At 60.2% G+C, this 13,451-nt stretch carries 14 protein-coding genes; 8 read left to right on the top strand and 6 right to left on the bottom strand.

The annotated features are described in order from the left end of the window. Window positions 1-74 precede the first annotated feature (74 nt). Window positions 75-827 (bottom strand): SDR family oxidoreductase, encoded by a 753-nt coding sequence (locus tag M2397_RS18565; RefSeq protein WP_259244214.1) that lies wholly within the window; start codon window positions 825-827, stop codon window positions 75-77. Window positions 828-954: 127 nt separating this feature from the next. Here M2397_RS18565 and M2397_RS18560 point away from each other — a divergent pair, with 127 nt between their 5' ends. After that, window positions 955-1,863 carry a LysR family transcriptional regulator gene (locus M2397_RS18560; protein ID WP_259244213.1) on the top strand — a complete coding sequence of 303 codons (909 nt, stop codon included), beginning with the start codon at window positions 955-957 and terminating at the stop codon, window positions 1,861-1,863. Window positions 1,864-2,023: 160 nt separating this feature from the next. On the opposite strand, the gene M2397_RS18555 is transcribed toward M2397_RS18560, so the two are convergent. Beyond that, the gene (locus tag M2397_RS18555; RefSeq protein ID WP_131700382.1) at window positions 2,024-2,302 is read right to left on the bottom strand and encodes a DUF3509 domain-containing protein; all 279 of its coding nucleotides are present in this window, start codon (window positions 2,300-2,302) and stop codon (window positions 2,024-2,026) included. A 394-nt stretch (window positions 2,303-2,696) separates the two neighbouring features. On the opposite strand from M2397_RS18555, the gene M2397_RS18550 reads away from it, so the two are divergent. The 5 genes from M2397_RS18550 (at window position 2,697) to M2397_RS18530 (ending at window position 8,367) form a co-directional block, all read left to right on the top strand. Continuing rightward, on the top strand, window positions 2,697-4,523 hold the full coding sequence (locus M2397_RS18550) for a long-chain-acyl-CoA synthetase (protein WP_259244212.1): 1,827 nt from the start codon (window positions 2,697-2,699) through the stop codon (window positions 4,521-4,523). A gap of 97 nt (window positions 4,524-4,620) precedes the next feature. Then, on the top strand, window positions 4,621-5,136 hold the full coding sequence (locus tag M2397_RS18545) for an ankyrin repeat domain-containing protein (RefSeq protein WP_131700384.1): 516 nt from the start codon (window positions 4,621-4,623) through the stop codon (window positions 5,134-5,136). A 41-nt stretch (window positions 5,137-5,177) separates the two neighbouring features. Then, window positions 5,178-5,708, top strand: coding sequence for a hypothetical protein (locus M2397_RS18540; RefSeq protein ID WP_131700385.1), 531 nt, complete (start codon window positions 5,178-5,180; stop codon window positions 5,706-5,708). Between the two features lie 67 nt (window positions 5,709-5,775). Continuing rightward, window positions 5,776-5,967, top strand: coding sequence for a PLDc N-terminal domain-containing protein (locus tag M2397_RS18535; protein ID WP_003172956.1), 192 nt, complete (start codon window positions 5,776-5,778; stop codon window positions 5,965-5,967). A 312-nt stretch (window positions 5,968-6,279) separates the two neighbouring features. Further along, window positions 6,280-8,367, top strand: a complete 2,088-nt coding sequence (locus M2397_RS18530; RefSeq protein ID WP_131700386.1) for an LTA synthase family protein — start codon at window positions 6,280-6,282, stop codon at window positions 8,365-8,367. Between the two features lie 53 nt (window positions 8,368-8,420). On the opposite strand, the gene M2397_RS18525 is transcribed toward M2397_RS18530, so the two are convergent. Next, a complete protein-coding gene (locus tag M2397_RS18525; RefSeq protein WP_015885095.1) occupies window positions 8,421-8,573 on the bottom strand; it encodes a DUF3309 family protein in 153 nt (50 codons plus the stop codon). Between the two features lie 329 nt (window positions 8,574-8,902). On the opposite strand from M2397_RS18525, the gene M2397_RS18520 reads away from it, so the two are divergent. Together M2397_RS18520 and csrA are read left to right on the top strand one after the other, a co-directional pair. Further along, window positions 8,903-9,718: an SDR family oxidoreductase gene (locus M2397_RS18520; protein WP_090406965.1), complete on the top strand. Its 816-nt coding sequence runs from the start codon at window positions 8,903-8,905 to the stop codon at window positions 9,716-9,718. Between the two features lie 127 nt (window positions 9,719-9,845). Beyond that, entirely contained in the window at window positions 9,846-10,043 is a 198-nt protein-coding gene (csrA, locus tag M2397_RS18515; protein WP_131700388.1) for a carbon storage regulator CsrA, read from the top strand. Window position 10,044: 1 nt separating this feature from the next. On the opposite strand, the gene M2397_RS18510 is transcribed toward csrA, so the two are convergent. From M2397_RS18510 to ngg, 3 genes are all read right to left on the bottom strand, one after another. After that, the gene (locus M2397_RS18510; protein WP_003236706.1) at window positions 10,045-10,272 is read right to left on the bottom strand and encodes a YheU family protein; all 228 of its coding nucleotides are present in this window, start codon (window positions 10,270-10,272) and stop codon (window positions 10,045-10,047) included. 59 nt (window positions 10,273-10,331) lie between these two features. Then, window positions 10,332-11,516 (bottom strand): osmoprotectant NAGGN system M42 family peptidase, encoded by a 1,185-nt coding sequence (locus tag M2397_RS18505; RefSeq protein WP_131700389.1) that lies wholly within the window; start codon window positions 11,514-11,516, stop codon window positions 10,332-10,334. Between the two features lie 186 nt (window positions 11,517-11,702). Next, the gene (gene ngg / locus M2397_RS18500) at window positions 11,703-13,451 is read right to left on the bottom strand and encodes an N-acetylglutaminylglutamine synthetase (RefSeq protein ID WP_131700390.1); all 1,749 of its coding nucleotides are present in this window, start codon (window positions 13,449-13,451) and stop codon (window positions 11,703-11,705) included.

Raw genomic sequence — 13,451 nt, 5'->3', positions numbered from 1 at the left:
CTGGGGCGGGCGTTCAGTACCTGATTAACTTAGCCCGGCCGATGTGGCATTCGCATAATTCTTGAGCTGCGCGCTTAGCCATTCAGCAGGCGGCCGCCGTCAAGGACGATTTCAGAGCCGACCGTCCAGCGTGACTCGTCGGATGCCAGATACAGCACTGCTTTGGCCACCTCCTCGGAGGTACCGAAGCGCCCAAGCGGAATGGTTGCCGCGATCTCTTTGTTAAGCTGCGCGCGATAAGCTTCCGGAATACCCAGCTTGTCGTAAAGCGGAGTCTCGACGGGGCCAGGGCTCACTGCGTTGACACGGATGCCACGGCCCAGCAATTCGGTCGAGAGCGTCTTCGACATGTTCAGCAGTGCGGCCTTCGTTGCGGCATACACGGACGAGCGATCTGCGCCTGCATGCGCGCTTACGGAAGTCGTCAACACTACGGAAGCAGGATTGGCGAAGACCGGCAACAGCGCCTGCATCAGGAAGTACGGCCCTTTGACGTTGATGTCGAAAGAGCGGTCGAACATATCTTCCGTCCATTCCTCAATGGGCAGCCAGACGGATACGCCGGCATTGAGGAAGGCAACGTCGAGTTGGCCGTAGTGTTCCTTGATGACTTGTGCCAGCTCCTTTTGTGCTGCAACGCTGGCCGAGTCGGCGCGCAGCACCGGCACTTCCGGGCCTAATTCGGCCTTGGCCTTTGCAATCGAATCGGGGTTGACACCCGTTACTATCACGCGAGCACCCTCCGCCAGGAACTGCTTTGCCGTTTCCAGCCCGATGCCACTGGTGCCGCCAGTGATGAGCGTACGTTTACCTTGCAAGCGCGACATTTGAATTCTCCGGTGAATGACGACCACCGCGGTCGACATGGAGAACTATGCGCTCATGCCTCGTAGCATATAAGACTGCTTATTCGCATATAATTCATGCAATTTGAGCATGAATTGAGGTGGAGAAGTGGACCGATTTCTTTTGATGACATGCTTCGCGCGTGCGGTAGAAACCGGGAGCTTTTCGGCGGCAGGGCGGGATCTAGGGCTGGGGCAACCCAATGTAAGCCGTTATGTAGCGGCTCTGGAGGATCATTTGCAGACGCGTTTGCTCCACCGGTCTACGCGCAAGCTGTCGTTGACACCGGAGGGCGAACGCTACTATGCGGACATCCGGCGCATCCTGGATGCGGTGGATGAATCCGAATCGTCCTTCAGAAACAACGTCGATCCATCGGGACTCTTGCGCGTAGCCTGTCCGACAGCTCTCGCACACGCGTTTGTGCTGCCGCATGTGCCGGCCTTTTTGGAACGCTACCCTCAATTGATCTTGGATCTCCAGCTCAACGATCGATACGTAGACCTGGTCAATGAAGGCACCGAACTCGCCATTCGCATAGGACAGATGGAGGACAGCACCTTGCGCGCCCGGCCTCTTGGATGGTACGACCGGGTCTTCGTCGCCAGCAAGGACTACTTGGCTAAACGCGGCGTTCCGCAGACCCCGGAGGATCTACGCGACCACGATTGCATCATCTACACCTTACTGTCGTCCGGGGCGACCTGGCGATTCCGAGACGCGGACATTCCGATTACCGGTAGGCTCAGGCTCAACTCTCCCGACGCTGTGAGTGCGGCGGTCGTGGCGGGCCTGGGTGTGGCGCATGGACCTGCGTGGCTGTTTGAGGGCGGGCTGAACAGCGGGAGATTACAGTTCATTCTCGCCAACCATGGGGCTCCCCCTGTCCCCGTGCAGATGGTTTATGTCGCCAATAGATTGCTCCCCACGCGGGCTATCGTGTTCATGGATTTTATGGCTGAGGTGTTTTCAAAGATTCCAGCCTTGAACGGCGGCACCCCTGTGCCGACGCTATAGGACGAGACGGCACCGGCCTATGTTGAACTCGCCTAAGTGTTTGATAAACCCGCTGTATCGGGGTTAGGCGCAGTCCGGCGAAGTGCCGGGCTGGAATCATCGTCAAACAAAAAAGGCCGCGACGCTCAAGAGCGTCGCGGCCTTGTTATGACTGCGGTATTTATGCCGAATGGTAGGTCGGCAGGGCAAAGCGATTCTGACTTTGCAGCATCGAAATGTGCGGCAATTCACTGGCCTGTTCGGCCAGGTCGCGGCGAATCGCGCTGATCACCCAAGTCAATTGATCGGCAGTATGCAACTGCTGGTAAGAGATCGAACGCTTGACCTGTTTGCCGTCACTGTTGCGCAGGGTCAACAGGATGCCGCCGTCGGGACGTGGCTGGGTGGTGACGTCGTAGTTGGAGAATACTGAAGCGAATTTATCTTGGATCAGGCTCATGTCTATCAGCTCCGTTGGCTCAAGTTGGCAAGCATGGAGTGATAGGTGCAGTGATTGTGCCATCTTATGATTTATAAAATATCGTTATAAATCAATTGGTTGAAAAAGTGTAAGATTTTCGGTTTCGTGCAAATTGCATGAATGGCCATCATGCATCCTGCATTTTGCGTTACTCAATGGGGTGGGATGGACGCGCCTGTATGGATAAAGACTACCCGCGGGCAGCTAAATTCCTTTTTTGAGCGCGCATCCGACGGGATACAAAACTTTTCAAATCCCGCGTGTACAGCCGAAGAACGGCTGACGTATTTTCCTGCAATGCATTCGGCCTTCCTCTTACGGAAGTGTCGGTGTTTCGGGATCAGACGAAGAATAAGAAAAAGGACGTTCCTCCATGAGCCACCCGCACAACGACATGATCACCTGGGGCAAGCTGCTGAGTAAGGTGCCGGCCATCGTTCGCGCCCTGCCGCGCGTAGTGCGCGGCATGCGTGCCGCCAATGTCACCGACCCCGCGCAGCCTTGCGGGTTGGGCTGGCACTTTGAGCAAGCCACCCTGCGCAACCCCGACGGCAACGCGTTGCTGTACGGCGACCGTGTGCTCAGCTACACCGACGCCAACCAGTGTGCCAACCGTATTGCCCATCACCTGCAAGCCCAGGGCATCGGCAAGGGGGACGTGGTGGCGCTGTTTATCGAAAACCGCCCCGAATTGCTCTTGAACGTGCTGGCCGTGGCCAAGCTGGGGGGCATCTGCGCGATGCTCAATACCGCACAAACCCAGGCGGCGCTGGTGCACAGCCTGAACCTGGTGAGTCCGGCAGCCATTATTGTCGGCGCGGAATTGGTCGCCCCCTATGACGCGGTGCGCGATCAGGTGGCCATCGCGGCTGATCGAACCTGGTTCGTCGCCGATCAGCCGTCCAGCCTGGTGCCGCAGGGGTATATCGACCTGTTGGCTGCGAGCGGCGAGTGCCCGGTGGACAACCCGGCCAGCACCGCGCAGATCTTCTTCAACGACCCTTGCTTCTATATCTACACCTCCGGCACCACCGGCCTGCCCAAGGCCGGCATCATGAAACATGGTCGCTGGACCAAAACCGCCGTCAGCTTCGGCAGCATCGCCTTGGACATGGGCCCTGACGACGTCCTGTATTGCACGTTGCCGCTGTACCACGCCACCGGGCTCTGTGTGTGCTGGGGCTCGGCGATTGTCGGGGCATCGGGCTTCGCCATTCGCCGCAAGTTCAGCGCCAGCCAGTTCTGGGACGATGCGCGCAGATTCAAGGCGACCACCCTCGGCTACGTCGGTGAGTTGTGTCGTTACCTGCTCGACCAGCCACCCGGCGAAAACGACCGTGATAACCGCGTGACCAAGATGGTCGGCAATGGCTTGCGCCCCGGCGTGTGGGCGCAGTTCAAGGCACGCTATGGCGTGGAGCATATCTGTGAGCTGTACGCGGCCAGTGACGGCAATATCGGTTTTACCAACGTACTGAATTTCGACAACACCATCGGTTTCTGCCTCCAGCACTGGGCGCTGGTGGACTACGCCCACGACAACGGCGAGCCGTTGCGTGGCAGCGATGGTTTTATGCGTAAAGTCCCCACGGGCGGGCAAGGCCTGTTACTGGCCAGGATCGATGAAAAATCGCCCTTCGACGGCTACACCGACCCGGAAAAGAATCGCAGGGTGGTACTCACCGACGTGTTTGAAAAAGGTGACCGCTACTTCAATACCGGCGATGTGTTGCGCAGCATCGGCTTCGGTCATGCGCAGTTCGTTGATCGCCTGGGGGATACCTATCGCTGGAAAGGTGAAAACGTGTCCACCACGGAGGTAGAGAACGTCCTGCTGCAACACCCGCAGATCGCCGAAGCAGTGGCCTATGGCGTTGAGATCGAAAACACCAATGGCCGCGCGGGCATGGTCGCCATCACCCCGAGTGAGTCCCTGGCCTCACTGGACATGCGCGAGCTGCTGCAATTCGCCCACGGCCAGTTGCCGCACTATGCGGTGCCGCTCTTCCTGCGGATCAAGGTCAAGATGGAAACCACTGGTACCTTTAAGTACCAGAAGGTGAAGCTCAAGGAAGAAGCCTTTGATCCGGACAAGGCCGGCAACGACCCGGTGTATGCCTGGCTGCCGGGTTCGGACTGTTATGTGCCGGTTACCGGGCAACTGTTGGCGCAGATCCAGGGCGGCCAGTTCCGCTATTGATTCTGTCTATGGCCGCTTTTGCTAAAAAGGGCATGACAGTGGGGAACTCCCTCGCGACACTGGCGGCCTATAAAGCACCAGACAAGGAGCCCCCCACATGTCAGACCAAGCCAAACAGATGACCGAAGACGAAGCCGCCGAATTTGCCGAGCAGGTCTTCGACGTGGCCCGCAAAGGCGACGCCGCTATGCTCGCCGCGCTGCTGGCCAAAGGCTTGCCGGCCAACTTTCGCAACCACAACGGCGACACCTTGTTGATGCTCTCGGCCTACCACGGCCATGCCGAAGCGGTAAAAGTGCTGCTGGAATTCAAGGCCGACCCGCTGATCGCCAATGACAAGAACCAGCTGCCCATCGCCGGCGCGGCATTCAAGGGTAATTTGCCGGTGGTCAAGGCGCTGATTGAAGGGGGCACGCCGATCGAGGCCGCCTCGTCCGACGGTCGTACCGCGCTGATGATGGCCGCCATGTTCAACCGCGTCGAGATGGTCGACTACCTGCTCAGCCAGGGCGCCAACCCCAAGGCCACCGATGCCCAAGGCGCGACTGCGCTGGCGGCGGCGCAGACCATGGGGGCGAAGGACACGGCGGCGCAGCTGGAGAAACTGGTGTAGGCTGTGCGCCCTCAAAAACCAGCCCGCTACAGGATCACCCCATGAAAACCACCCTCGTCGAACTTATCAGCAAAATCAGCGCCGGGGTCATGGGCGAGGACGAGGTGGCACGCATCGCCGAAGAGGCCGCCCAGGCCTACGCCGACCCGGCGGCTTTCCTGGCGGCCAACCCGGATATCAACTACGACGACAGCTTTCCGATCCCGTTGGGGGAGTGGGTGGTGGTCGGCAGCCTGCCGGACACCGTGCTGTTCCAGGCCGATACCTATGGCGACCTGTTTGCGCAGATCGTCGCATCGTTCGGCCCGGGTGTGGCGTTCAACCTCAAGCCCAAGCAACTGGCCAAGACTGAAGACCTCACCGCGTTGAACCGTATCCAGATCCAGATGAGTGCCCTGAGCCCGGAAGACGGCGGTTATGTGCTGCTCAATTTCAGCCAGCCACTGGATGACGAGATCCAGGCCGTCCTGGTGTTCGGCAATGACCTGCAGCGCGTGCTGGCGTTGTGCGCCGAAGTCGGCATCAAGGCCGAGCCGTCCCTGGAAGCGCTGAAAGTCGCCGTGCACGTCTGAAATAAAACGGAACCCCGACCAGGGCTGGCTATCCTACAAGGGCATGCCCTCACTTAGGAGCGACACCATGGGTTCCACTTTTAATGGCTTGATCGGGCTGATCATCCTGGCGCTGGATATCTGGGCGATCATCAACGTGTTCAAAAGCGGCGCGAGTACCGGCGCCAAGGTCTTGTGGATCCTGTTGATCCTGCTCTTGCCGGTACTGGGCCTGATCATCTGGGCCATTGCAGGGCCGCGCGGTAACGTGCGGATCTGACCTCTCACTCACTTGGAGAGTGAGCAGTAAGTGTGGGAGGGAGCAGTCGAATCGTCGCACCGCCCCTCCCACATTGGTCTTCAGCGCCCTCCAGAGATTTGTGTATCGATATATTCGCTGCACAAAATTTTCACATCTTATCCAAGACAATCCGCCGGCTGTATCTCCCTGCCAAGGCCCTGCCTCAGGTGCTTTTAAAGGCGGCGTAGCAGTGCTCGCTCAGTAATTAATAGCCTTGATGCCATTGATCGGGCACCATTCGCGCCACCGTAAAACTTCGTCACTTAAACTTCCAATGGGTCCTGAAACGACATGGCAAACCCGGACGCCCTGAGTCAGCAGCGAGCTTCTAATCGCCTGCTGCAACCGACCGTCAAATCCCATCTGGCGTACACGCTGCTCTGCGCACTGGTCATGATGGTGATGCTCTCCCTGCTGCGCCTGGCGCTGCTGGTCTACAACCGCGAGATGATCCTCGACACGCCGGCCTCGACTTTCCTTGAAGCGTTCGCCAACGGCCTGCGTTTTGACATCCGCCTGGTGGTCTACCTGCTGATCCCGCTGCTGCTGGCCCTGTTCAGCGTACGGGCCATGGCCGCGCGGGGGTTTTTCCGCTTCTGGCTGACCATTGCGTCCAGCATCGCCCTGTTCCTGGGCTTGATGGAGATGGACTTCTATCGCGAGTTCCACCAGCGCCTCAACGGCCTGGTCTTCCAGTACGTGAAGGAAGACCCGAAAACCGTGATGAGCATGCTCTGGTACGGTTTCCCGGTGGTGCGCTACCTGCTGGCCTGGGCCGTGGGCACGTTGATCCTGAGCATGGCGTTCAAGGGCGCTGATCGCGCCACGCGCCCACGTGGCCCGTTCAGTGGCGGCAGCATTGGTACGCGGCAAGTGGCGCCGTGGTACAGCCGCATCGCGGTGTTCGTGGTGTGCCTGCTGATTGCCGTGGTTGCCGCCCGTGGCACCCTGCGCCAGGGCCCGCCGCTGCGTTGGGGTGATGTCTACACCACCGATTCGAACTTCGCCAACCAGTTGGGCCTTAATGGCACCTTGTCGCTGATCGCGGCGGCCAAGGCCCGGTTCGGTGAAGACCGCTCCAATATCTGGAAGGCGACCCTCGACCAACCGCTGGCGACCCAGACCGTGCGTGACATGCTGGTGCTGCCGCAAGAGAAACTGGTCGATACCGACATCGCCGCCGTGCGCCGTGACTACACGCCACCGGCCGAGAAGACCCTGCCGATCAAGAACGTGGTCGTGATCCTGATGGAAAGCTTCGCCGGTCACTCGGTAGGCGCCCTGGGTCGTCCGGGCAACATCACGCCATCCTTCGACAAACTGTCCAAAGAAGGCCTGCTGTTCGATCGTTTCTTCTCCAACGGCACCCACACCCACCAGGGTATGTTCGCCACCATGGCCTGTTTCCCGAACCTGCCGGGCTTTGAATACCTGATGCAGACCCCGGAAGGCAGCCACAAGCTGTCAGGCCTGCCGCAGTTGCTCAGCGCCCGTGATTTCAACGACGTGTATGTCTACAACGGCGACTTTGCCTGGGACAACCAGTCGGGCTTCTTCAGCAACCAGGGCATGACCAACTTCATCGGCCGCAACGACTTCGTCGACCCGGTGTTCTCCGACCCGACGTGGGGCGTGTCCGACCAGGACATGTTCAACCGTGGCCTGGAAGAGTTGAAGGCCCGTGAAGGCGGCAAGCCGTTCTACGCACTCCTGCAAACCCTGTCCAACCACACGCCGTACGCGTTGCCAACGCCATTGCCGGTGGAGAAAGTCACTGACCGTGGCAGCCTCAACGAGCATTTGACGGCCATGCGTTACTCCGACTGGGCCCTGGGCCAGTTCTTTGAAAAGGCCCGCAAGGAGCCGTACTTCAAGGAAACCCTGTTCGTGATCGTGGGCGACCACGGCTTCGGCAACGAACAGCAGATCACCGAGATGGACCTGGGCCGCTTCAACGTACCGATGCTGATGATTGCACCGGGCATACAGGAGAAGTTCGGCGAGCGTGACCACACCGTTGGCACCCAGATCGACATCGTGCCGACCATCATGGGCCGCCTGGGTGGCGACACTCTGCACCAATGCTGGGGCCGCGACCTGCTGAACCTGCCGGAAGGCGACAAGGGCTTTGGCGTGATCAAGCCATCGGGCAGCGACCAGACCGTGGCCTTGGTCACCGCAAACCGCATTCTGGTACTGCCCAAGGAAATGCCACCGAAGCTGTGGGAATACGAACTGGGCGCAAACCCGACCGGGAAAGTGATTGCCGAGTCGCCGGACGAGGCTGCCTTGAAGCAGAAACTTGAGTCGTTCCTGCAAACGGCGACCAAGAGCCTGCTGGATAACACTGCCGGCGTGGTTAACGGCAAGCCGGACTAACTAACCGGCAATAAAAAAGAGGCCTTAACAGGCCTCTTTTTTTTATCCGGATTTTATATCCGGCCGAGTAACAACAACACCAGCAGGACAACCAGCACGACACCGAGGATACCCGACGGGCCATAACCCCAGTTACGCGAGTGCGGGAATACCGGCAGGCCACCGACCAGCAGGAGGATCAAGATAATGATCAGAATGAGGCTCATGGTTTTTTTCCTTGTTGTCTTTCTGCAAAGACCGGTTGTTTAACGATAGGCCTGCAGAGTTAATTACAGACGCCTTAAAAACTCCGACTCTGGCGCTTCGTAGAAAATTCCATGTTTTTTTAAAGCATTTCGATCAGTCGCTTATTTCTTTTAATTCACGCGCATTCACCGCTTATTAGTTGAAAAACATTGAACTTAGGCTGAGGGCAGGCATCCGACCCGGCCCGCGGTTTGCCTGGGGCATTCATCAATCTGATGGTGAGTGGGTGCAGGAAAAACCTTCGCTACACTGCCGATCACTTCTTCTGTGAACCACAAGGCTACTTCCTATGCAAAATCGCATGATGATCACTGGCGCCGGGTCCGGCCTGGGTCGTGAAATCGCTCTGCGCTGGGCCCGTGAGGGTTGGCAGTTGGCCTTGTCGGATGTCAGCGAGCCAGGCCTGCAGGAAACCCTGAAATTAGTGCGCGAAGCCGGTGGTGATGGGTTTATCCAGCGCTGCGACGTGCGTGACTACAGCCAGCTCACCGCGTTTGCCCAGGCCTGCGAAGTGAAGTTGGGCGGCATCGATGTGATCGTCAACAACGCCGGCGTGGCCTCGGGTGGTTTCTTTGCCGAGCTGTCCCTGGAGGACTGGGACTGGCAGATCGCAATCAACCTGATGGGCGTGGTCAAGGGCTGCAAGGCGTTCCTGCCACTGCTGGAAAAGAGCAAGGGCCGCATCATCAACATCGCCTCGATGGCAGCCCTGATGCAGGGGCCGGCCATGAGCAACTACAACGTGGCCAAGGCGGGTGTGGTGGCGCTGTCGGAGAGTTTGCTGGTGGAGCTCAAGCAGCAGGAAGTCGGCGTGCACGTGGTGTGCCCGTCGTTCTTCCAGACCAACCTGTTGGATTCGTTTCGTGGGCCCACACCCGCGATGAAGGCACAGGTAGGCAAGCTGTTGGAGAGTTCGCCGATCTCGGCGGCGGACATTGCCGACTACATCTACCAGCGTGTAGCGCAGGGCGAATTCATGATCCTGCCCCATGAGCAAGGGCGGATGGCGTGGGCATTGAAGCAGAAGAACCCGCAGTTGCTCTATGACGAAATGACCACCATGGCCGACAAGATGAGGGCCAAGGCTCAGGCTGTTAAGGGTTAATCAGGCGGTAGTCTGTCAGGCAATTTACCTGCTTAAGTAGGTATTGCCTGATTTTGTCGCGAGGCATTGCTGCGGCCAGACCCGGCGCGCATGGTCGGGGTCCTGTTATTGGATAAGGACAACCGCCATGCTGGTCTTAAGCCGCGCCGTGGGCGAAATCATCGCCATCGGCGATGACATCACCGTGCATATTCTTGAGTTGAACGGTAACCACGTGAAATTCGGTATTGCCGCACCCGTCGGGGTGCATGTGCATCGCGCCGAGGTCTACCAAAAGATCCGTGAACATCAAACCCCGCAACCCCAGCCCGCCACCACCCCCTGAGTCAGTCGAACAGATGCTTGGGCACATCGTGCTTGAGCATCAACTGGCACTGCTCGCTGTCCGGGTCGAACACGATCAGCGCCTGGCCCTTGGTCAGCGCCTGGCGTACGCGCAGTACGCGGGTTTCCAGGGGCGTGTCGTCGCCATTGTCGGTGCCGTCGCGGGTCACGAAGTCTTCGATAAGGCGGGTCAGGGTGTCGACTTCAAGTGCGTCGTAGGGAATCAGCATACAAGCCTCAGGTGATGGATCCCGGCGATGCTACTGCGCCGGGACCGCAGTTGCCAGCGTCAGGACTTCTGACCGACCAGGCTGTCCACCGACGGTACACGCGTGTCGCTCTCCATCTGCGTTTCGTGCTCGATCTGATGACTGAAGCGATCCAGTGAGCCCTGGGCCGGTTGTGCGTCACTGGCAAACACCGGCGGGCTGAGGATATACGCGCCCAGCAGACGGCTCAGGGCGGCCAGGCTGTCGATATGGGTGCGCTCATAACCGTGGGTCGCATCGCAACCGAACGCCAGTAAGGCGGTGCGGATGTCATGACCTGCAGTCACCGCCGAGTGGGCATCGCTGAAATAATAGCGGAACAGGTCGCGGCGCACGGGCAAGTCGTTATCCGAGGCCAGGCGCAGCAAGTGGCGGGAGAGGTGATAGTCATACGGCCCGCCGGAATCCTGCATGGCCACGCTGACCGAGTGCTCGCTGGAGTGCTGGCCGGGGGCGACGGGGGCGATATCGATGCCGACAAACTCACTCACATCCCAAGGCAGGGCCGCTGCAGCGCCGCTGCCGGTTTCTTCGGTGATGGTGAACAGCGGGTGGCAGTCGATCAGCAAGGGCTCGCCGCTGTCGACGATGGCCTTGAGCGCAGCCAACAGTGCGGCGACACCGGCTTTATCGTCCAGGTGGCGGGCACTGATATGCCCGCTCTCGGTGAACTCGGGCAACGGGTCGAACGCCACGTAGTCGCCGATGCCGATCCCCAGGGAATCGCAATCGGCGCGGGTGGCGCAATAGGCGTCCAGGCGCAATTCCACGTGGTCCCAGCTCACCGGCATTTCATCCACGGCGGTGTTGAACGCGTGCCCGGAGGCCATCAATGGCAACACGCTGCCACGGATCACGCCGTTGTCGGTGAACAGGCTGACGCGACTGCCTTCGGCAAAGCGGCTCGACCAGCAGCCCACCGGCGCAAGGGTCAGGCGGCCATTGTCCTTGATCGCGCGCACGGCGGCGCCGATGGTGTCGAGGTGCGCGGACACGGCGCGGTCGGGGCTGTTTTTCTGGCCCTTGAGGGTGGCGCGAATGGTCCCGCGCCGGGTCATTTCAAACGGGATGCCCAGCTCTTCCAGGCGCTCGGCGACGTAGCGCACGATGGTGTCGGTGAACCCGGTGGGGCTGGGAATGGCGAGCATTTCCAGCAGCACTTTTTGCAGGTAGTTGAGATCCGGTTCGGGAATGGTTCGGCTCATAAAGACTCCTGATGGAATAAGGGAAATTCTGTGGCCAGTGGGGCTTGTTGTGGCGAGCGGGCTTGCCCCGTGTTGGGCTGCGAAGCAGCCCTCAATCCGGGCGCCGCGCTCTTTCAGTCAACCCTCATTGGCAGCCTTTGGGGCTGCTTCGCAGCCCAACGCGGGGCAAGCCCGCTCGCCACAGGGTTATTGAGCCGTCGGCTGGCTATGGGGGAATAACAGGTCCACAAACTTCTCCGCCGTCGGCTGCGGGTCATGATTGGCCAGGCCGGCCCGTTCGTTGGCTTCGATAAACACGTACTCGGGCTGATCGGCAGCGGGCACCATCAGGTCCAGGCCGACCATGGGGATGTCCAGGGCGCGGGCGGCGCGCACAGCGGCGTCCACCAGCGTGGGGTGGAGGATCGCCGTGACGTCTTCCAGGCAACCGCCGGTGTGCAGGTTGGCGGTACGGCGCACGGCGAGCGTTTTGCCACGGGGCAGGATGCTGCTGTAGTCGTAGCCGGCGGCGTGCAGGGTGCGTTCGGTTTCGGCATCTACGGGGATTTTGCTTTCGCCGTCAGTGGCCGCCTGACGGCGTCGGCTCTGGGCTTCGATCAGCGCACCAATGGAATGCTGGCCGTCACCGGTCACTTCGGCGGGGCGGCGAATCGCAGCGGCGACGACCTCGAAACCGATCACCAGGATGCGCAGGTCCAGGCCTTCGTGGAAACTTTCCAGCAACACGCGGCTGTCGAACTGGCGCGCGGCTTCGATTGCCTGCTGCACCTCTTCAATGCTCTGCAGATCCACCGCCACGCCCTGGCCTTGCTCGCCATCCAGCGGCTTGACCACAATGCGCTGGTGTTCGTCGAGGAACTCCAGGTTGTCATCGGCGCTGCCTGCCAGTTGTTGCGCAGGCAGTTTCAAACCCGCCGCTTTCAACACCTTGTGGGTGAGGCTCTTGTCCTGGCACAGGGTCATGCTGATGGCGCTGGTCAGGTCGCTCAGCGACTCCCGGCAACGCACGCGGCGCCCACCATGGCTGAGGGTAAACAGGCCGGCATCGGCGTCGTCCACCTGCACATCAATGCCGCGTCGATGCGCTTCTTCGACAATGATCCGCGCATACGGGTTGAACCCCGCCTGCGGGCCGGGGCCGAGGAACAGCGGCTGGTTGATACCGTTCTTGCGCTTGATCGCAAAGGTGGTCAGCGCACGGAAGCCGAGCTTGGCGTAGAGGTTCTTGGCCTGTCGGTTATCGTGCAGCACCGACAGGTCCAGATAACTCAAGCCACGGCTCATGAAGTGTTCCACCAGATGGCGCACCAACACTTCGCCCACACCGGGGCGTGTGCACTGCGGGTCGACCGCCAGGCACCACAGGCTGCACCCGTTTTCCGGGTCGTGGAAGGCTTTCTGGTGATTGAGGCCCATCACGCTGCCGATCACCGCGCCACTGTCTTCGTCTTCTGCGAGCCAATACACCGGGCCACCTTCATGGCGCGGCGTGAGGCGCTCGGCATCGACCGGCAACATGCCGCGGCCCTGATACAACTGGTTGACCGCCCGCCAATCGGCCTCGGTCTGCACCCGGCGAATGCGGAAGCCGCGAAATACCCGGGTCGACGGGCGATAGTCGCTGAACCACAGGCGCAGGGTGTCGGACGGGTCGAGGAACAACTGCTGCGGATCGATCCCGAGGATCTGCTGGGGCGCGGCCACGTAAAGCGCGATGTCGCGCTCGCCAGGCTGCTCGTTGAGCAGTTCCTGGGCCAGGCTGGCCGGGTCGGGGAAGGTGTGGCCGATCAACAGCCGGCCCCAACCGCAATGCACCGCGATCGGCTCGGCGGCCAGCGGGCTGCCATCTTCGGCCAGGCGCGCTTGCAGGCGCTCGTAGGTCGGCGCCTGGCCTTTCAACAAGCGTTGGCTGTAAGCCGCTGCATGGGGTTTCAT

Source organism: Pseudomonas sp. BIGb0381 (assembly GCF_024809815.1).
GTDB lineage: Bacteria > Pseudomonadota > Gammaproteobacteria > Pseudomonadales > Pseudomonadaceae > Aquipseudomonas.
The sequence above is the reverse complement of the archived record's forward strand: the minus strand, read 5'-3'. Positions and strand labels throughout refer to the sequence as shown.